19 protein-coding genes are annotated in these 18,174 nt (G+C 70.4%); 4 read left to right on the plus strand and 15 right to left on the minus strand.

What is annotated here, in order from left to right; translation table 11 throughout:
* Positions 1-804 (plus strand): exodeoxyribonuclease III, encoded by an 804-nt coding sequence (locus QZ772_RS19000; protein ID WP_295529481.1) that lies wholly within the window; start codon positions 1-3, stop codon positions 802-804.
* A gap of 50 nt (positions 805-854) precedes the next feature.
* Complete coding sequence (locus QZ772_RS19005) at positions 855-1,739, plus strand: HDOD domain-containing protein (protein WP_295529483.1); 885 nt, start codon at positions 855-857, stop codon at positions 1,737-1,739.
* Between the two features lie 50 nt (positions 1,740-1,789).
* Here QZ772_RS19005 and QZ772_RS19010 read toward each other — a convergent pair whose 3' ends face one another.
* The 12 genes from QZ772_RS19010 to QZ772_RS19065 form a co-directional block, all read right to left on the minus strand.
* Positions 1,790-2,215 (minus strand): DUF3830 family protein, encoded by a 426-nt coding sequence (locus QZ772_RS19010; RefSeq protein WP_295529485.1) that lies wholly within the window; start codon positions 2,213-2,215, stop codon positions 1,790-1,792.
* A gap of 29 nt (positions 2,216-2,244) precedes the next feature.
* A complete protein-coding gene (locus QZ772_RS19015) occupies positions 2,245-3,705 on the minus strand; it encodes an amidohydrolase family protein (RefSeq protein WP_295529487.1) in 1,461 nt (486 codons plus the stop codon).
* Positions 3,702-4,763: an ABC transporter substrate-binding protein gene (locus tag QZ772_RS19020; protein ID WP_295529489.1), complete on the minus strand. Its 1,062-nt coding sequence runs from the start codon at positions 4,761-4,763 to the stop codon at positions 3,702-3,704. Before QZ772_RS19020 ends, QZ772_RS19015 begins: the two co-directional genes overlap by 4 nt.
* Positions 4,764-4,938: 175 nt before the next feature.
* Positions 4,939-5,763, minus strand: a complete 825-nt coding sequence (locus QZ772_RS19025) for an ABC transporter permease (protein WP_295529491.1) — start codon at positions 5,761-5,763, stop codon at positions 4,939-4,941.
* A 35-nt stretch (positions 5,764-5,798) separates the two neighbouring features.
* The gene (locus QZ772_RS19030; RefSeq protein WP_295529493.1) at positions 5,799-6,668 is read right to left on the minus strand and encodes an ABC transporter ATP-binding protein; all 870 of its coding nucleotides are present in this window, start codon (positions 6,666-6,668) and stop codon (positions 5,799-5,801) included.
* A gap of 27 nt (positions 6,669-6,695) precedes the next feature.
* Positions 6,696-7,823, minus strand: coding sequence for a ring-opening amidohydrolase (locus QZ772_RS19035; protein ID WP_295529496.1), 1,128 nt, complete (start codon positions 7,821-7,823; stop codon positions 6,696-6,698).
* The gene (gene pyrC, locus QZ772_RS19040; RefSeq protein WP_295529498.1) at positions 7,820-9,292 is read right to left on the minus strand and encodes a dihydroorotase family protein; all 1,473 of its coding nucleotides are present in this window, start codon (positions 9,290-9,292) and stop codon (positions 7,820-7,822) included. Before pyrC ends, QZ772_RS19035 begins: the two co-directional genes overlap by 4 nt.
* Positions 9,293-9,309: 17 nt before the next feature.
* Positions 9,310-10,101, minus strand: coding sequence for an SDR family NAD(P)-dependent oxidoreductase (locus tag QZ772_RS19045; protein ID WP_295529500.1), 792 nt, complete (start codon positions 10,099-10,101; stop codon positions 9,310-9,312).
* A 40-nt stretch (positions 10,102-10,141) separates the two neighbouring features.
* Entirely contained in the window at positions 10,142-11,191 is a 1,050-nt protein-coding gene (locus QZ772_RS19050) for an ABC transporter substrate-binding protein (protein ID WP_295529502.1), read from the minus strand.
* Positions 11,192-11,202: 11 nt separating this feature from the next.
* The gene (locus tag QZ772_RS19055) at positions 11,203-12,003 is read right to left on the minus strand and encodes an isochorismatase family cysteine hydrolase (RefSeq protein ID WP_295529504.1); all 801 of its coding nucleotides are present in this window, start codon (positions 12,001-12,003) and stop codon (positions 11,203-11,205) included.
* 130 nt (positions 12,004-12,133) lie between these two features.
* On the minus strand, positions 12,134-12,916 hold the full coding sequence (locus QZ772_RS19060; RefSeq protein WP_295529506.1) for a transporter substrate-binding domain-containing protein: 783 nt from the start codon (positions 12,914-12,916) through the stop codon (positions 12,134-12,136).
* 11 nt (positions 12,917-12,927) lie between these two features.
* Positions 12,928-13,695 (minus strand): alpha/beta hydrolase, encoded by a 768-nt coding sequence (locus tag QZ772_RS19065; protein WP_295529508.1) that lies wholly within the window; start codon positions 13,693-13,695, stop codon positions 12,928-12,930.
* Between the two features lie 106 nt (positions 13,696-13,801).
* On the opposite strand from QZ772_RS19065, the gene QZ772_RS19070 reads away from it, so the two are divergent.
* Both QZ772_RS19070 and QZ772_RS19075 read left to right on the plus strand, forming a co-directional pair.
* Entirely contained in the window at positions 13,802-14,701 is a 900-nt protein-coding gene (locus tag QZ772_RS19070; protein ID WP_295529511.1) for a helix-turn-helix transcriptional regulator, read from the plus strand.
* A complete protein-coding gene (locus tag QZ772_RS19075) occupies positions 14,698-15,606 on the plus strand; it encodes a LysR family transcriptional regulator (protein WP_295529513.1) in 909 nt (302 codons plus the stop codon). Before QZ772_RS19070 ends, QZ772_RS19075 begins: the two co-directional genes overlap by 4 nt.
* Here QZ772_RS19075 and QZ772_RS19080 read toward each other — a convergent pair.
* The 3 genes from QZ772_RS19080 to QZ772_RS19090 form a co-directional block, all read right to left on the minus strand.
* Positions 15,599-16,183, minus strand: a complete 585-nt coding sequence (locus tag QZ772_RS19080) for a hemerythrin domain-containing protein (RefSeq protein WP_366510621.1) — start codon at positions 16,181-16,183, stop codon at positions 15,599-15,601. The two genes, QZ772_RS19075 and QZ772_RS19080, sit on opposite strands and share 8 nt — an antisense overlap.
* A 69-nt stretch (positions 16,184-16,252) precedes the next feature.
* Positions 16,253-16,792, minus strand: coding sequence for a hypothetical protein (locus QZ772_RS19085; protein ID WP_295529515.1), 540 nt, complete (start codon positions 16,790-16,792; stop codon positions 16,253-16,255).
* Between the two features lie 20 nt (positions 16,793-16,812).
* On the minus strand, positions 16,813-17,967 hold the full coding sequence (locus QZ772_RS19090) for a zinc-dependent alcohol dehydrogenase (RefSeq protein ID WP_295529517.1): 1,155 nt from the start codon (positions 17,965-17,967) through the stop codon (positions 16,813-16,815).
* Between the last annotated feature and the right edge of the window lie 207 nt (positions 17,968-18,174).

Below are 18,174 nucleotides of genomic sequence, written 5' to 3' on the forward strand. Positions count from 1 at the left end.
GTGTTCAAACTCACCAGCCTCAACCTCAACGGCCTGCGTTCCGCCTCGACAAAAGGGGTCGCCGACTGGGTGGCCGAAGCGGCGCCGGATTGTATTTGCATGCAGGAGATCCGCGTCCAGGCCAGCGACGTGCAGGGCCGCTTCGAAAAAATGGCGGGCCTGAACGGCCACTTCCACTTCGCCGAGAAGAAGGGCTACGCCGGCACCGCCATCTACACGAAGCACGAGCCCACCGACATCGTGATCGGCTGGGGCAACACCGAGTTCGACGCCGAGGGCCGCTACCTGGAGCTGCGCTTCGACACGCCGGCGCGCAAGCTGTCGATCATCAGCTGCTACTTCCCGAGCGGCAGCTCGGGCGAGGAGCGGCAGGCGGCCAAGTTCCGCTTCCTCGAAGGCTTCATGCCCTATCTCGTGGAACTGAAGCGCACCCGCGAATTCATCCTCTGCGGCGACATCAACATCGCCCACAAGGAAGCCGACCTGAAGAACTGGAAGGGCAACCTCAAGAACAGCGGCTTCCTGCCCGAGGAGCGCGCCTGGATGACCCGCCTGCTCGACGCCGGCGCCGAGGGCGCGGGCCTGGTGGACGTGTACCGCCACCTGCAGCCCGACACCACCGACGCCTGCTACACCTGGTGGAGCAACCGCGGCCAGGCCTATGCCAAGAACGTGGGCTGGCGGCTGGACTACCACCTGGCCACGCCGGCCATGGCGCAGCTCGCGCGCAGCGAGCACATCTTCAAGACCATCAAGTTCAGCGACCACGCGCCGATCACCATCGATTACGACTTCACGCTTTAGCGCTGGCACGCGACGGGCCGGTCCTGTGCCCGCGCTTCGAGGAGACCCCCATGCGACTGGAACTGACGAGCCGCCATGCGATGCAGGAGTCGCTGTTCAGCGGCCTCGAGAACGAGCCCCTGACTTTCCTCACCTCCTCCACGGGGCTGATTCAGCTGATCGATCGCGCCAGCCGCGAAGACAGCACCCTGGACGACCTGGTGAAACTGGTGCGAAGCGAACCGCTGGTTTCGGCCAAGCTGGTGGCGATGGCCAACAGCGCCGCATATGGGCGCTCGGGGCGCACGGTGACCAATGCGCACGAGGCGCTCAACCTGCTGGGTCTGAAGATGCTGAGAGCGGTGGCCTCGTCGCTGGTCACCGCCCAGTTGGCCGACCAGGCCGCCGCCATCAATGCGCCGCTGGTGGACCGCCTGTGGGCGCACAGCACCGAGGTGGCGGCATTGGCCGCGGTGCTGGCCCGGCGCTTCACCACGGTGAGCCCCGAGACCGCGCTCTTCGCCGGCATGCTGCACGACATCGCCGGCTTTTATGTCCTGGCCAAGGCGCGTTCGCGGGTACAGGCCATCGGCATCGACCTGGCGGCTCATCTGTGGACCGGCACCGAGGCCGCGCCCCAGCGCAGCGACGCCGTGCTCGCCGTCGGCACGCGGCGCCTGCTGGCCGCACTGCGCGTGCCCAACGAGTTGGGCGAGGCCGTGGAAACGCTCTGGCGCGGCTATGTGATGGCACCGCCCGAGACGCTGGGCGACGTGCTGCAACTGGCCAACCTGATGGCGCAGACGCAGTCGCCCTTCGAGGAGTTCTCGCGCGACCCGGCGGACTGCGGCATCGACCTGGACGAGGTCCTGGAGCGCGGCGAGGCCGCCCAGGTGGTGCGCGCCGCGCACGCGCAGGTGCAGGCCATGCAGCAGGCGCTGGGCCGGCGGCGCTGACGCGGCGGCGGGCGCCGCCTCGTTCCAGGACTCGGCGGGCGGGGAGGCGCTCAGGCCAGGCTGAACACCACGTCCTGCGCGCCTTCCCACAGCACGCGGCGGCCCAGCTCGGGCAGGTGCTCGCGGCCTTCGACGATCGTCAGGAAGTGGTTGCCGGCCAGCGTGCCCATGCGGCTGGCGAAGCTGCAGGCGCCATAGGCCAGGATGATCTCGGTCTCGCTGTAGCCGCCGGGGTAGAACAGCACGTCGCCGCGCGACGGATGGCTGGTGTGGTTCTCGAAGCCCACCGGCGCGCCGTCATGGGTCAGCCGGAACTCGCCCAGGGGCACCCAGCAGCCTTCGCCGCTCCAGCGCACGTGGATGAGCTTCTGCCGGTAGGGCAGCAGCTGAAGGAAGGCGGCCACGGTCTGCGGTGCGTCGGGATGGGTCTCGGCGACGAAGTCGAAGCCGGCGGCCTGCATTCGGATACGGGTCATGAAGAAGGATTCTGGAAAAGGAGGAAGGGTCAGCAGCAGCCGCCCAGGAAGCGGCCGTCGCGGCAGAAGGGTGCCATGTCTTCGGCGAAGGCCTGGACCGTCCGCCGCCAGCCGGCATGGCGAGTGTCGGCGACCAGGGCCGAGCGCATGCGCTCGCGCAGCTCGACGTGCAGGGCCACCTCGTCCACGCCCAGGACGCGCCCCGCCGCCACCACCGTGCGGCCCCCGGCGATGACGGTGTGCACATGCCGGCCCGTGCCGCGCGCGAGCAGCAGGTCCAGCGGGTCGACGTCGTCGAACAGGGCATCGTCGTCCAGCGCGTCCCAGTCGAGCAGCACGAGGTCCGCGCGCTCGCCCGGCGCGATGCGCCCGCGCGAGGCGAAGCGCCACAGCTGCGCCGGCGTCATCGTGGTGTCGTAGCCCCAGCCGCGGTGCAGCGCATAGGCCAGGCGCGCCTCGCGCAGGGCGTCGTCGTCCTCGTCGAAGGCCATGCCGTCCAGCCCCATGGCCACGCGGCAGCCCTGCGCCAGCATCTGCGCGAGCGGGGCGATGCCCGACTTCAGGCCCAGGTTGGAGCTGGTGTTGACCGCGATGGTCGCGCCGCGCTCGGCGATCAGGGCCAGCTCCTCCGGCCGCGCCCAGGTGCAATGCGCCAGCGTGAGCCGCGGGCCGAGCAGGCCGATGTCGTCCAGGAAGCGCACGATGCCGCCCGGATGCGCGGCATCGGCCCAGGCACGCTGGTACTGCGTCTCCAGCAAGTGCATGTGCACGCGCCGGCCGGTCTCTGCCGAGGCCTGGGCGATGGCTTCGAGCAGCGGCGTGCTGCACCACTGCACGCCGGTGGGGCCGTACTGCAGGTCCGTGTGCGCGTTTAGGCCCTCGGCCGCGAAGCGCTGCGCCACTTCTTCCACCAGCGCGAGCTGCTGCGCGGGTGCCACCGAAGGCGCGGACAGCCGGCGGGCGATGTCGGCACGGATCGCCGGGCGCAGCGCGGCCAGCACCGTCGCGTCATCCGCATAACCCAACCCGTGGCGGTCGCGCAGGGCCACGGCGAAGCCGATGCGCACGCCCACGTCGCGCGCGGCACGTCCCACGGCCGCGGCCTCGTCGACGTAGGGCAGGCCGCCCTGCACGCGGGTGTAGTGCACCATCAGGTCGACCACGCCGTTGCGCAGCGAACGGGCGAAGGAAGTCGCGGCGCACAGGTACGGGTCCATGCCCGGCACCATGCCGAGGAAGGGCAGCCAGCTTTCGAGCGGCTGGCCGAAGGCACCTAGGGTGGCGCTGCGCACGGTGCGCGCATGGTCGTGCGCATTGGCCAGCGCCGGCAGCGCCATGCGGCGGCGGCCGGTCACCGGGGCAGGCAGGGTCTCGATGGCGGACACGACACCGCCATCGAGCCGGATGCGCATGTCGCGCTGCGCGGGCGCGGCACCGGGCTCGCCCAGCAGCCAGGCGCAGTCGATGGCGGTGGGGGAGGCGTCGCTCATCGCTTGGCGACCGTGCGCTCGGCCAGGGGCGGCAGGAAGCGCCGGTCGAACACCTCGGCGGCGGTGGGCACGCGCGGCAGGTCGAAGGCCTCCTTGAGCTGCAGGAACGCGCGGGCGAAGCGGGCATCGCTGATATCGCCCAGGCCCTGCGTGGCCACCTCGGGCGTGAGCATGACGGTCTTCAGCGTATAGAGCAGCCGGCGCTTCTCCAGCTCCTTGTTGAGCAGCGGCTCGCGCTTGACCAGCGCCGCGATGGCGGCATCGGGGTCGGCGATGGTGTCGCGCACCGCATGGTTGATCGCCCGCACCAGACCGGCCACGGCCTCGGGCCGCTCGCGCAGCAGCTGCTGCGACACCATCACGCCGTTGCCATACAGCTCCACGCCGTAGTCGCCGTAGTGGAACCACCGGATGTCCTTGTCGGGGTCGATGCCCTGGGCCACCAGGTTCATGTAGCTGGTGACCGAGAACACGGCCGCGGCATCCACATGGCCCTTGAGCAACAGCTGCTCCTGCAGGTTGGGCGCGACGTTGGTCCAGGCGACCTTGGCGGCATCGATGCGGGCGCGCGTCGCGATCACCGGGAACATGCGGGCCGCGGCACCGCCGGCCGGCGTGCCGACCGTGCGGCCCTGCAGGTCCTGGGGCGTGCGGATGGGTCCGTCGGCCTTGGCAATGAGCGCGAAGGGTGCGCGGTTGTAGAGCATGTAGACCATCACCGGCGCCTGGCCCGGCTTGGCCGTAGCGTTCTGCACGATGGCGTTCACGTCGCCGAAGCCGGCCTGGTAGGCACCCGCCATGATCTTGGTGACGGTGGCGGCCGAGCCGTCGCCCTGGTCGATGATCACGGCCAGCTTCTCGCGGGCGAAGTAGCCGCGGTCCTGAGCCAGGTAGTACCAGGCGTGCACGCCCTGCAGCTTCCAGTCGAGCACGAACTTGATCGGGGTCTCGGCCTGCGCGGCGGCCGGTGCTGGCGCCAGCCCGGCGCCCATGGCCATCAGGATGGACAGGGCCGACAGTGCCAAGCCGGCGGCACGACGGGAAAAGGGGCGGGACATGGAAGCTCCTTGGAAAAGAGAAAAGAAAACGGCATCCGTGTGCCGGTCCGCACCGGCTTACCCGTTCGCCCTGAGGTGCCGAAAGGCTGGCGCACCTGCGTGCCCCGGCTTCGACAGGCTCAGCCCGAACGGCTGTGGGTTGACCCGAACCGTCTTGGGTGCACCGACCCGAGCCTCAGGCGCCGGTCGCCGCCAGGTCGGTCTTGCGCTGCGACCAGCCGGTCACGCGCCGCTCCACCAGGGCCGACAGCGCATAGAGCAGCACGCCCATGGCCGCCAGCAGGAAGAGCCCGGCGAACACCATCGGCACGTCGAAGTTGCCGCTGGCGATCATCATCACGGTGCCGATGCCGCGGTTGGAGGCCACGGTCTCGGACAGCACCGTGCCCACGAAGGACAGCGTGATGGCGATCTTGAGCGAGGCGAACAGATAGGGCATGGCGCGCGGCAGGCCCACGTTCCAGAGGATGTCGCGCTTGCGCGCGCCCAGCACGCGCAGCACGTCCTCCAGCTCGGGCTCGGTGCTCGCCAGCCCGGTGGCCACGTTGACCACCACCGGAAAGATGCTGATGACCATCGAGGTCAGCACCGCCGGCACGGTGCCGGCCCCGAACCACACGACGAACAGCGGCACCACCGCCACCTTCGGGATGCTGGAGAAGCCCACCAGCAGCGGATAGGTGACGTCGTAGGCCAGCCGCGACGAGCCGATGCCCACGCCGATGACGATGCCCGCGGCCACGCCCAGCGCGAAGCCGAGCAGCGTGGTGTAGAGCGTCTGCACCGTGTGCGGCCACAGGAGCGGCATGCGCTCGATCAGCACCCGGGCGATCTGGCTGGGCCGCGGCAGCACCAGGTCCGAAATGCCGCTGGCCAGGCAGATGAGCTCCCAGGCCAGGAAGAAGCCGACCAGCGCCAGCGCGGAGAGCAGGCGCTGGCGCGCCAGGGGAGACAGCCGCGGCGTGGCGAGGGCTGTGGGTTCGACTGCGGATGCGGACATGGGTTCGGCCGCGTTCGCGATGTTCACGCGCGCGTTCATGCCGCCACCCCCTGCAGTGCGGGCACCGACACGGGTGGAGACGTGGCATCGCCGTCGCAGCGCGCCTCGGCGATGCGCATGCGCAGCTGCTGCACCAGCGCGCCGAAGGCCGGGTCGTAGCTGGACTGCAGCGTGCGCGGCCGGGCGAAGTCCACGTCGCGCGTCTCGAGGATGCGGCCGGGCCGTGCGCTCATCACGCAGATGCGGTTGGCCAGGTAGGCCGACTCGCGCAGGTCGTGCGTCACCAGCAGCACCGTGGGCCGCTGGGTCATCCACAGCGTCTGCATGATGTCCCACAGCTCCTCGCGGGTGAACTGGTCGAGGGCGCCGAAGGGCTCGTCCAGCAGCAGCAGCTCGGGCTGGTGCACCAGCGCGCGGCACAGCGAGGCGCGCTGCAGCATGCCGCCCGACAGCTGCCAGGGCCGCTTGTCGCCGAAACCACGCAGGCCCACCTGGGCCAGCAGCGCGTCGGCACGCTCGGCGTATTCGCCACGCTTCTTGCGCGCGTAGTCCTGGCGGAAGGGCTCGACGATCTTCAGCGGGATCATCACGTTCTCGCGGATCGTCAGCCACGGCAGCATGGTCGGGTTCTGGAAGGCCAGCCCGATGCGCAGCGCCGGTCGCCCGGCGGCCACGGGCCGTGCACCGGCCGACCCCACTTCGCGGCCGCCGGCGATCACCGCGCCCGAGGTGGGACGCAGCAGGCCGGCCAGCAGCTTGAGGATGGTCGACTTGCCGCAGCCGCTGGGGCCCACCAGTGCGACGAAGTCGCCGCGGTCGATCCCCAGCGTGGTGTGGTCCAGGGCGATGGTGCCGCCGCCGTAGCGCAGCATCACGTCGGAAAGTTGGATGAAGCTCTGGCTCATGAGGTGTTCCTGCAGAAAAGAGGACGTTCAGGCCACGCGCACCAGCGCCGCCACCGGGCCGCCGCCGGGCGGCCCCTGGTGCTCGGCACCACCGGAGACGTAGAGCGCCGTGCGCCCGACCACCGAGGCCAGCACGGCCCCCACGGCGGCACGCGCATGGCGGGTCGAATGGATGTCCGAGTCGTTCAGCATGGTGTGGCGCGCCTCGCGCACCCGGCCGTCGGGACTGGCCTCGGCCTTGGCCAGCAGGTTGACCAGGCGCTGCGCGATCAGGGCGGCGTCGGCTTCCGGGTCCAGGCCGAAGTGCTCGCGCAGCAGCATGCGCAGGCCGGCCGTGTCGACCGCGTCGCGCATCAGCGCATGGCCGATGCGCAGCGGCGAGGCGCTGCCCACCGCCTCGCCCAGCACGATGACCACGTTGCCCTCCAGCTCGATGCCGGCCGACACCGAGGCACGCGCCGAATGAAGGGTGAGGTCGTGCAGCACGGCGGCGTCGGTGGCGCGCGCCGGATCGACCTCGCCCAGGGCCACGCCCACGCCCAGCGCCGAGGCGGCGCGGGAATAGCCCATCGATTCGTAGGTGTCGCGGGTGACGGTGTCCTGCCCCCGGCGCAGCGCGTCGTCCACCTTGGCGGCCGTCAGCAGCGGGCACTTCACCTGCACGAAGTGAACGTCGGCGGCGCTGTCGATGCCGGCGTCGCGCATGGCCGCCTGCACCGCCTCGGCCGTGGCGGCGATCTGCGCCTGGCGTCCCATCTCCTCCGGCGCGAAGTCGCGCGTGTGGGCGATGCCGACCACCAGTCGCTTCTCACCTTCGACCACCTCGTGCGGCAATGCCGCGCGGCGGGTGAAGACGGTGAAGTGCGGCGACAGCACGCCCTCGGTGCCGCCGGACATCACCAGCGCCACCTGCGCATGCACCGCCTGCGGCGTGCAGCCGCGGTGCGGCGCGAGGTAGTGGCACCAGGCCATGGCGGCGAAGTCGCGGGTGTGGTCGTTGACGCAGCCGTTGCCCTCGGTCTTGCCCATCACGGCCACGATGTGGCGCGGGTCGAGCGTGCCGCCCTCGACCAGGGCCTGCACGCCGCTCAGGTCGCCGGGGCCGCGGCAGGGCACCACGTGCGCGTCCACATGCTGGGGAACGGCGCCGCTCACGTCGCGCTCCAGTCCACCTCGCCCGCCGGCACTGCGGTGGGCGGCACGCCGGGGGGTGTCTCCAGGATGGCGCGGCTGTAGTGCTCGGTGTTGCGCGGCCGCGGCGTGGGCATCTTCTGCACCGCCTTGACCGAGCGGCCCCAGCCCACCGCGTCTTCCACCAGCCGGCCTTCGCGCATGACGAAGCGGCCGCGCAGCAGCGTGTGCAGCGGATAGCCCTGCACCGGCCGGCCGTTCCAGGGCGAGATGCGGCTGATGCTCTGCAGCTTGTTCTGCGACAGCACGCCCTGGCGCGCCATGTCGACGATGGCGATGTCTGCATGGGCGCCGGGCGCGATCACGCCCTTGGTGCCGTACAGGCCCCAGGCCCTGGCGGGCGCCACGGCGCTCCAGCGCACATAGTCCATCAGCGTGGCGCGGCCACGATTGACCTCGGTGAGCATCAGCGGCATCTGCGTCTCCACGCCCGGAAAGCCGCAGTCGCAGTCCCAGATGCTCTCGCGCGTCTTCTCCTCCGGCGCATGCGGCGCATGGTCGGTGGCGATCATGTCCAGCGTGCCGTCCATCAGTGCGTCCCACAGCGGCTGGTTGTGGCGCGGCTCGCGGATGGGCGGGTTCAGCCGCATCACGCCACCGAGCTTGCGCATGTGTTCGGTGTTGAGCAGCAGGTACTGCGGGCAGGTCTCGGCCGTCACGTCCACGCCGCGGCGCTTGGCCTCGCGCAGCAGGAAGAGCGAATCCGCCGCGCTGTGGTGCGCGATGTGCACCCGCGCGCCGGTCCATTCGGCCAGCGTGAGCACGCGGCCGATGGCCTCGATCTCGGCCACGGCGGGCCGCGCCGCCAGGTGCGCCAGGGCGTCGATACGGCCGGCGTCCTGCATCTTCTTCTGGCGGCGGAAGAGGATCGACGAGTTCTCGGCATGCACCACGGTGCGGATGCCCAGTGGCGCCAGCGTCTCGAAGCCCTCCAGCAGCGCACCGTCGGTGGGCGCGGGCAGGTTGCCGAAGGTGTTGCCGACGAAGGCCTTGAAGCTGGTGACGCCGGCGTCGAGCAGTTCTTCCAGCCGCTCGATGGTGTCGTCGCCCAGCAGGCCGTGGATGCCGAAGTCACAGTACGACGCCTCGGCCGCCATCTGCTTGAGCCGCAGCGCCTCCACCGTGCCTGTGGCCGGCGAGGTGTTGGGCATGTCGAACACGGTGGTCACGCCGCCCAGGGCCGCGGCGGCCGAGCCGGTGCGCCAGGTCTCCTTGTGCGGATAGCCCGGGTCGCGGAAGTGCACATGGCTGTCGATGGCCCCGGGCAGCAGGAACAGGCCGTCGGCCCGCAGTTCTTCGCGTGCCGGCGGCATGGTGTCGTCGTGGCCCACGGCCACGATCTGCTCGCCGGCGATGGCCACGCTGGCGGGCACGATGGCGTCGGGCGAGACCACGCTCGCGCCGCGGATGACGAGGTCGACTTCAGGTCGCATGCTGCTCACTCCCCGGCTCACAGCGCGGCCCAGCCGCCGTCCACCGGCAGGTCGGCGCCGGTGATCTGCCGCGACACCTCGCTGGCCATGAACAGGCAGGCGTTGGCAATGTCGGTGTCGGTGGAGACACGCCGCAATGCGTAGTCGGCGGCATGGCGCTGCATGGCTTCCTCCAGCGTGATGCCCAGACGCTGGGCCATGTTGGCGCACACCTTCTCGCGGAAACGCGGGCCGTCCACCATGCCCGGCGCGACGTTGTTGACGTTGATGTTGTGCGGCCCGGCCTCCAGCGCAAAGCTCTTGGTGATGCCGCGCAGGCCCCACTTGGAGGCCGAGTAGGCCATGCGCCCGGCGCGCCCGCGCAGGCCGAAGGTGCCGCCCACATTGACGATCTTGCCGCTGCGCTGCTCCACCATCGCCGGCATGACGGCGCGGATGGTGTTGAAGCAGCCGGTCATGTTCAGGCGCACGATCTCGTCGAACTCTTCCGTCGTCGTTTCCCAGCCGGTCTTGCCGATGGGGCCCGAGCCGCCGGCCACGTTGACCAGGATGTCGATGCGGCCGAAGGCGGCCAGCGCCGCCGTAGCCAGGGCCTCGGTCTGGCTGGAGACGGTGAGGTCGCAGGCCACCACCTGCGCCGCCACGCCAAGGGCGCGGGCCTCCGCGGCCACGGGTTCGATGGCGGCGGTGTCGCGGCCGGCCAGCACCAGCCTGGCGCCTTCTCGGGCGAAGGCCAGGGTAATGGCGGCGCCCATGCCCTTGGCCGGGCCGGTGATGATGGCGACCTTGTCGCGCAGTTGCAGATCCATGGCGGTCTCGTCTTTCTTCAGAGGGTTTTGTCGGTGGTGTTCAGGGCGCGACGGTGCTGGACGGGCGCTCGGCGCGCGCCGGCAGGAAGCGGCGGTCGAAGACCTCGCCCACCTCGGGCTGGCGTGGCAGCTGGTTGGCCTCGGCCACGATGCCGATGGCCTTCTTCAGTCGCTCGTCGTCCACGTCACCCAGGCCGATGCGGGCGATCTCGGGATGGCTCATGTCGTTCCTGAGCGTGGCCAGCAGCTTCTCTTTCTCGACCTCACGCTTGAGCAGCGGCTCGCGCTTCATCACCGCGTCGATGCCGGCCTCGGGATTGGCGAGCACCTCCTTGATGGCGCGATTAAGGGCCTTGACGAAGCCGGCCACGGCCTGGGGCTTCTCCTGCACGAAGCTGCGCGAGAAGAACACGGTGTTGGCATAGAGGTCCATGCCGTGGTCGCCGTAGCGGATGAAGCGCAGGTCCTTGGCCGGGTCCAGCCCCATGCCGCGGGCGCTGAAGCTCACGGTGGTGACATAGCCGAAGGCGCCGTCGATCTGGCCGCGCACCAGCATCTGCTCGCGCAGGTTGGGTGCCATGTTCGAGATCGTGACCTTGGCGGCATCGACCTTGGCCAGCTTGGCGAAGGCCGGGAAGAGCTTGAGCGCGCCGTCGTTGGCCGGGCCGCCGATGGTCTTGCCTTCGAGGTCCTTGGGGCTTTTGATCGGGCTGTCGCTGCGCACCACCACCGCGAAGGGCGGCGTGTTGTAGAGCATGTAAACGCCCACCGGCGCATCGGCCGGCCGCTTGGCCGCCAGGTCGATCAGCGCATTCATGTCGCCGAAGCCGGCCTGGTAGGTGCCGGCGGCCACCTTCGGGATCGAGGCGGCCGAGCCCTCGCCCTGGTCGATGCTGACGTCCAGGCCCTCCTGCTTGAAGTAGCCGCGGTCCTGCGCCAGGAAGAACCAGGCCTGCGGGCCTTCGTATTTCCAGTTGAGCACCAGCTTGATCGGCGTCTGCGCGGCGGCGGGCAGCGCGGCCAGCGCCAGGGCGGCGGCGCCGATGAGCGGCCGTGTCCAGCGTGCGAGAAGGGAGAGGGTCGAGGTCATGGTGAAGCTCCTCAGTCAGGTTGGGAAGGAAGGTCGGCAAGCGCTGCACCAAGGTCGGCGGCGCGCGCGGTGAAGCCGTGCAGCAGGCGCACGAGGTAGAGCACGCCGTCGGTCACGTAGTCGGGCGACGAGGTGCTGCAGGCGTCCTCCAGCAGCACGCAGTCGTAGCCCAGGAAGGCCGCGTCCTGCAGCGTGGAGAACACGCAGCGGTCGGTGTTGATGCCGGCGAACAGGAGGGTGGTGATGCCGGCGTTGCGCAGCACGCTGTCGAGCTCGCTGTCCCAGAAGCCCGACAGCCGGTGCTTGTGCACCAGGATGTCGCCGGGCTCGGCCGTGAGCTCGTCGACCAGTGCCGCGCCCCAGCTGCCCTGGACCAGCGAGGGCCCGTGGTCGATAGGCGAGCACTCGCCATAGCCCACGCCTTCGGCCGTGCGCTTGCCCTTGAACTGCACTGTGGGGCCGAGGTTGCGTCGATCGGCACGGATGCCCCAGTTGCACCAGACGAGCGGACTGCCCGCGCGGCGCCAGGCGGGCAGCAGCGCCTGCAGCACCGGGATGGGCCGCCGCGCGGCCTGCACGTCCAGGCCCTTTTGGCCGAACCAGCCTTCGGGGTGGCAGAAGTCGTTCTGCATGTCGACCACCACCAGGGCGGTGCGAGCCAGGTCGATCACCAGCGATTCCGGCTGTGCCGGAAGCGCCAGCGGGCGCGGCACTGGCGGCGTGCGGACCAGGCTCAGGTGCCCGTCCTGCAACTGCCAGCGGTTGGCGGCCGCGGGGCCGAAGCCGGGGGCGTCGCCGGTGGCCGTGTCCAACTTGGTGCCGGGAGTGCTTTCATCACTGTGCATGCGCCGGGAGCACGCATCGCCCGTGCCACCAGCGCTCACCTTCCGGCGCTTTATCGCGCCAGCGCCGTTGCCGTTTCGGCAACGGTCTGCCGGCGCCTCAGAGATTGGCCGGCAGCGGCTGCTTGAGCCAGCGCGTGGCCATGGCGGCGAGCCGGCCGTTGGCCTTGATTTCCGCGATGGCCGCGTTGATCCGCTCGAGCAGCCGCTGCTCGCCCTTGGTGACGGCGGCGCACACGGGCGAGTTCATCAGCAGGAACTTCTGCTCCGGCTTGCGCGGCGGGTTCTTCTCCATGATGGCCGCGGCCACGATGTTGCCGACCGACATGAGGTCACTCTGTCCGCTGAGGAAGGAGCTGATGGTGTTGCTGTGGTCCTCGTAGCGCTGGATCGCCGCCTCGGGCGGGGCCATCTTCGTGAGAAGCTGGTCCTCGAGCGTGCCGCGCGTCACCGCGATCTTCTTGCCGGCCAGGTCGGCCACGCCCGTGGCAGTCTGGTCGACCGGACCGAACACGCCGATGTAGTAGGGCGCGTACGGCTGTGTGAAGTCCACCACCTTGGCGCGCTCTTCATTGCGGCCGATGTTGAGCAGCAGGTCGGCCTTGCGCGTGGCCATGGTCGGGATCTTGGACTGCGCCGTCACCCGCACCAGCTCGGCCTTCACCCCCAGCGCCGCCGCCACCAGGTTGGCGAACTCCACGTCGTAGCCCTGTGGGCTCATATTGGCATCGACCGAGCCGAAGGGCGGGTAGTCGAGCGTGATGGCGACGCGCAGCACGCCCGCCTTCTGCACGTCGTCGAGCGTGTCGGCCAGCGCGGCGGGCAGTGTGAGCAAGGAGCCGCCGGCCGCCACGGCCAGGGCGAGGATGGAACGTCGGAACATGGTGGAGGTCCTCATTGGGTTTCGAGCAGGAAGGCGTGCAGCGCGGCGTCGAAGGCCTCGGGCGTCTCGACCATCGGCGTGTGCCCGCTCTCGGGCATGTGCGCGAGGCGGCTGTTGGGAATGCCGGCCAGCAGGGTGTTCGCGTGGTCGATGGTGCGGCCCGCGTCGTGCGCGCCGAACACCACCAGCGTGGGCGCGGTGATCTTCGGCAGCAGGGGCCGGCAGTCGGTGTCGAGCAGGCTCTGCTGCACGTCGATCATGGCGGCCAGGGGCGCCGCCTGGGCGCGCGCCACATAGCCCTCGAAGAAGCCTTCGGGGAGTTCGCGGAACCAGTGCGCACTGATCTCGCGCAGGTTGGCATGGCCGTTGTCGCGCAGGTCCTGCAGCAGCACCCGGCCCAGCGTGTGGTTGGTCATGACGGCGCCGGTGCACACCAGCACCACGCCGCCGTAGCGCCCGGGGTCGTTCGAGGCGGCGATCTGGCTGACCACGCCGCCCATCGAATGGCCGCCGATCACGGGCTTTTCGAGATCCAGCGCGTCGACGAAGCCGCGCACGCGGCGCGCCAGCGACTGCACGCTGTAGCCGTCGGGTGGCGCGCCCGAGCGCAGGAAGTTGTCGATGGCGTAGCCGCGCCAGCCGGCGGGCAGCGCCTGCAGGGTGCGCTCCCACAGTTCCGAGGAGCTGCCGAAGCCGCCGTGCAGGAAGACGATGGCGCGCTCGCCGCGGCCGGCTTCGATGTAGTGGACGGGTACCCCGTCGACGGAAATGGTGGGCATGTTCGTTGCGTGATGTATTGCGATGGCCGGGCCAGCGTAGGCCGACCCGCCCGGCGTCACAACGTGCAATTTCGCGAACTGACTCATTAACGAGACGGCGACAGCCATGACCACCACGCACCACTACGCCCACATCGGCGAGCGCCTGCGCAGCCGGCGCCAGGACGCACGCCTGAGCACCGAGCAGGTGGCGCGCGCGGCCGGCATCTCGCGCGCGCTGCTCTACCGCTACGAGTCGGGCGATGTGGTCAAGCTCGAGGTGCTCGAAAGGCTGGCCCGGCTGTACGAGACCTCGACCAGTGCCCTGCTCGGCCTGGGCAACGAGTACATCACCCACGGCATGCTGTTCTTCGACCGCCAGCAGCGGCTGGAGGCCGAGGCCACGCAGATGACCGTGGTGTTCGGGCCGCAGGCGTACATGCTGAGTTCGGACGACTACGACGCCGCACTGGCCGAACGCCTGGTCGACCGGCGCGACGACCAGACCGCCCTGAGTCCGGCCGAGGCCGAGCGCCTGATGCACCTGCTGGCCAAGCGCAAGGCCGCCTTCGCACGCAACCGGCCGGCGCTCGTCAACATCGTGCCGGTGAGCGACATCGAGCGCTATCTCACACACGGGCTCGGTGGCCACCCGCGGCTGCCCGCGGCAGAACGCGCTGCCCGGCGCGTGGCCGCGCGGCGCGAGATGGAACGGCTGGCCGGCCTGATCGCCTCGCCGCCGATGGGCGTGCAGGTCGTGCTGACCACCCAGCCGCTGCCGACCAGCGGTTTCCAGCTGGTCCAGCTGCCGCACGGGCGCCGCGTGCTGGTGACCAGCCCCTTCCGCATCGTGGAGCCGACCAACCTGCACTATGGCGTGGCGATGATCAGCGAGGACGAGGAAGCACTGCGCCTGCACGAGACGCTGGCGGCGCGCCTGTGGGACTCGGCCCTGAAGGGTGCAGCGGCCAGCGCCGAGATGGCGCGCCTGCTGCACGCGCACGCAGACACCACAATGGGCGCATGAACCATCTGCGCCTGCTGCGCTACGTCGATGAAGTGGCGCGCATCGGCTCCATCCGCCAGGCGGCCGAGCGGCTGCACGTCGCGCCTTCGGCCGTCAACCGCCGCATCCAGGACATCGAGGAGGAGCTGGGCACGCCCATCTTCGAGCGGCTGCCGCGCGGCATGCGGCTCACCGCCGCGGGCGAGCTGTTCGTGCGCTACATCCGCGACCGCGGCGCCGAGCTGGAGCGGGTGCGCTCCGAGATCGAGGAACTGCAGGGCCTGCGCCGCGGCCGGGTGCGGCTGGTGGCCAGCCAGGCGCTGGCGCCGCGCTTCCTGCCGGCGGCCATCGCAGCCTTCCGCGAGACGCATCCGCTGGTGGCCTTCGACGCGCGCATCGGCGACCACGTGCATGCCGCCGAAGCCCTGCGCAGCCTGGACACCGATCTGGCCCTGGTGTTCAACCTGCCGGCCGAGTCCGACATCCAGCGGCTGGACGTGGCCGGCCAGCGGCTGATGGCCATGATGCACGTCGAGCATCCGCTGGCCGGTCACACCGCATTGCGGCTGCGCGATTGCGCCGACTATCCCCTCGTGCTGCCCAACCGGGACATCGGTGGCCGCCAGCTGCTGGAGCGCTTCCTCGCGCGCAGCTCCACCCGCTTCCAGCCCATGGTGGAGAGCAACAGCTTCGAGTTCCTGCGCGGCTGCCTGGCCGACCGCCGGTCCATCACCTTCCAGATGGCGGTGGGCACCGAGCTGGGCGATGCCGAGCTGGTCGCCCGCGCCATCGAGGACCGGGCCTTTCCGCAGGGCGAACTGGTGCTGGGCTGCCTGCGCGGCCGGCAGCTGCCGGTGATCGCCTACGCGTTCGCCGAATTCCTGCGCGAGCGCCTCGCGGCGCTGGGCGCCGAGGGCATCAGCTGAGAGGCCGGTGGCGGTGCAGGCACAGCGCCGTCAGTGCCGCCGCGACAGCCGCCGTGGCGGCGAGCGTGGCCAGCGACATCGACCGCGCCATGGCCGAGGCCAGTTCGCCGGTGCGGGGCACCAGCAGTTCCATGCGCCGTTTGGTCATGGCCAGGCCGAGTTCGCCCAGCCGGTCGTGCAGCCGCCGTTCGGCCAGCGGCAGGAGGAGGGTCTCTTCGTCGGCCACATGGTGCAGCACGTCGCGCAGCAGTTCCATGAAGGTGTCGTCGAAGGCCGGGTCTTCCGGGGCCATGCCGCGCAGGCGGCCGATCAGGCGCTTCATCTCGGCGTGCTCCGGCACGCTCTTCTGCATGGCCTCCTCGTCGCCGGCGACGGCGCGCAGCGCGGGATAGAAGATCTCTTCCTCCAGCTGCGCATGCACCTCCAGCGCCAGGCAGACCTGATCGACCAGCCCGCGCTTGACGCGCGGGTGGTCGGTGGTGCGGTAGTGATGGAAGGTGGCGACCACATGCGTGTGGTCGAGCCGGATCATGTTGGTGGCGTAAGGCGCCAGGCACTCGGTGGCGGTTCGCATCATGGCGCGCTTTCCTTCTCGGGGTTCGTCGTCGGGGCCGCTTCGCCGGCGCGGCGAGGCACGGCTCGCCGTTCAGCGCAGGCGCCGACCGCTGCCGCGCCGCCGTCTCAGCAGCAGGCCCAGCAGCACGGCGCTGCCGGCCGTCCAGGCCAGCTTGCGGATGAGGCGCGGCCGGTCGTGCTTCCAGGCGGCGCCCAGGCCCATCTCGGCCACCAGGTTGGGCACATGGCCACGGCGCAAGTCGTCGATCACGCCCTCGACCATCTCGGTGCGGTCGGCCAGCAGCAGGATCAGCCAGTGCCGCAGGTCGTTCTCGCTGAAGCGGAAGGCGGCGCGGCGCAGGCCGCCGCTGACGCCTTGCGGCGGCAGCGTGCTGCCGAAGATGGGCGTGAGGGTGCTGTCGCGCTCGGTGGAGCACAGCACCTCCACCGTCTGGGGTTGCTGCGCCGGCTGCGTCCAGTGCACGCCCTCCAGGCGGGGCGGCGTGCGCTCCATGGGCACGGCGGGGCGACTGTTGCGGTCACGGTCCACGCCCCAGCCGGGGATGTGGGCATGGCGCGTGGATGCGTCCGCGGAAGAAGAGGTGGAGTCGGTGTTCGAGCTGTCTGCCATGGGGCCTCCGTGTGCGTTCGTCAGGCGCGCGCCGAGGGCGGCAGCAGCACGACCTTGATGCAGTCGTCCAGCTTGCTGCTGAACAGGTGGTAGCCCTCGGCCACCTCCTCCAGCGGCAGGCGGTGGGTGATGATGTCGCGGGGGCGTATGCGGCCGGCCTGCACATGCTCGATGAGCTTGGGCAGGTGGCGCTTGACCGAGGCCTGGTTCATGCGCAGCGTCAGGCCCTTGTTGACCGCATTGCCGATGGGCAGTGCGTTGAAGGTGGGTCCGTACACGCCCACGATGGACACATGCCCGCCCTTGCGCACCGAGTTGATGGCCCAGTGCAGCACCGTGGCAGCGCCGCCCTGCAGCTTGAGCTTCACGCCGGTCAGCGTCTGGGCGAAGCTGCCGGCGGCCTCGGCGCCCACGCAGTCGATGCACACGTCGGCACCCAGGCCGTCGGTCATCTTCTTGATGTGGATGGCCATGTCGCCCACCGACTTGAAGTCCACCGTCTCGCAGTGGGCGAACTCGCGCGCGAAGGCCAGGCGGTATTCCACGTGGTCCACCACGATCACCCGGCCCGCGCCCATGAACCAGGCCGAGCGGGCGGCGAACAGCCCCACGGGCCCGGCACCGAACACGACCACCGTGTCGCCCTCGCGGATGCTGCCCATCTCGGCGGCCTGGTAGCCCGTGGGGAAGACGTCGGTCAGCAGCACGGCGTCGTCCTCGTCCAGGCCCTCCGGCAGTACCGTGGGGCCGATGTCGGCCATGGGCACGCGCACGTATTCCGCCTGGCCGCCGGCATAGCCGCCGGTGGTGTGCGAGTAGCCGTAGATGCCGCCCACCGCCGTGGCCTCGGGGTTGACGTTGTGGCAGTTGCTGAACAGCTCGCGGCTGCAGAAGAAGCAGGTGCCGCAGAAGATGTTGAAGGGCACCAGCACCCGGTCGCCGGGCTTCAGGCGCTGCACGTCGGGGCCCACGCGCTCGACCACACCGGTGAACTCGTGGCCGAAGGTGGTGCCGACGCGGGTGTCGGGCACCAGGCCGTGGTAGAGGTGCAGGTCCGAGCCGCAGATGCAACTGCGGGTGACGCGCACGATGGCATCTCCCGGGTGCTCGATCTCGGGCTCGGCGCGTTCGTCGATGCGCACCCGGTAGGGGCCGCGGTAGTTCATGGCAAGCATGGAGTCGGGGTCCTTCGCGTGGGGAAGAGGTCGACACCCATGGTTGCGGGGCCCTGCGCGGGCCTTGTAGGAAGCCGGCGAGGCGCCGGTAGGCGGTCGCACGCGGCGCACGCCGGGCACGAGGCCGTGCCTGTGCGGCCGTTCAGTCGGTGCCGCGCGCCGCCCGGCGCACCACCTGCGGCGGCACGCCGAAGCCGCGCATGAACA

It is taken from the genome of uncultured Pseudacidovorax sp. (genome assembly GCF_913773995.1).
Classification (GTDB): domain Bacteria; phylum Pseudomonadota; class Gammaproteobacteria; order Burkholderiales; family Burkholderiaceae_C; genus Xenophilus.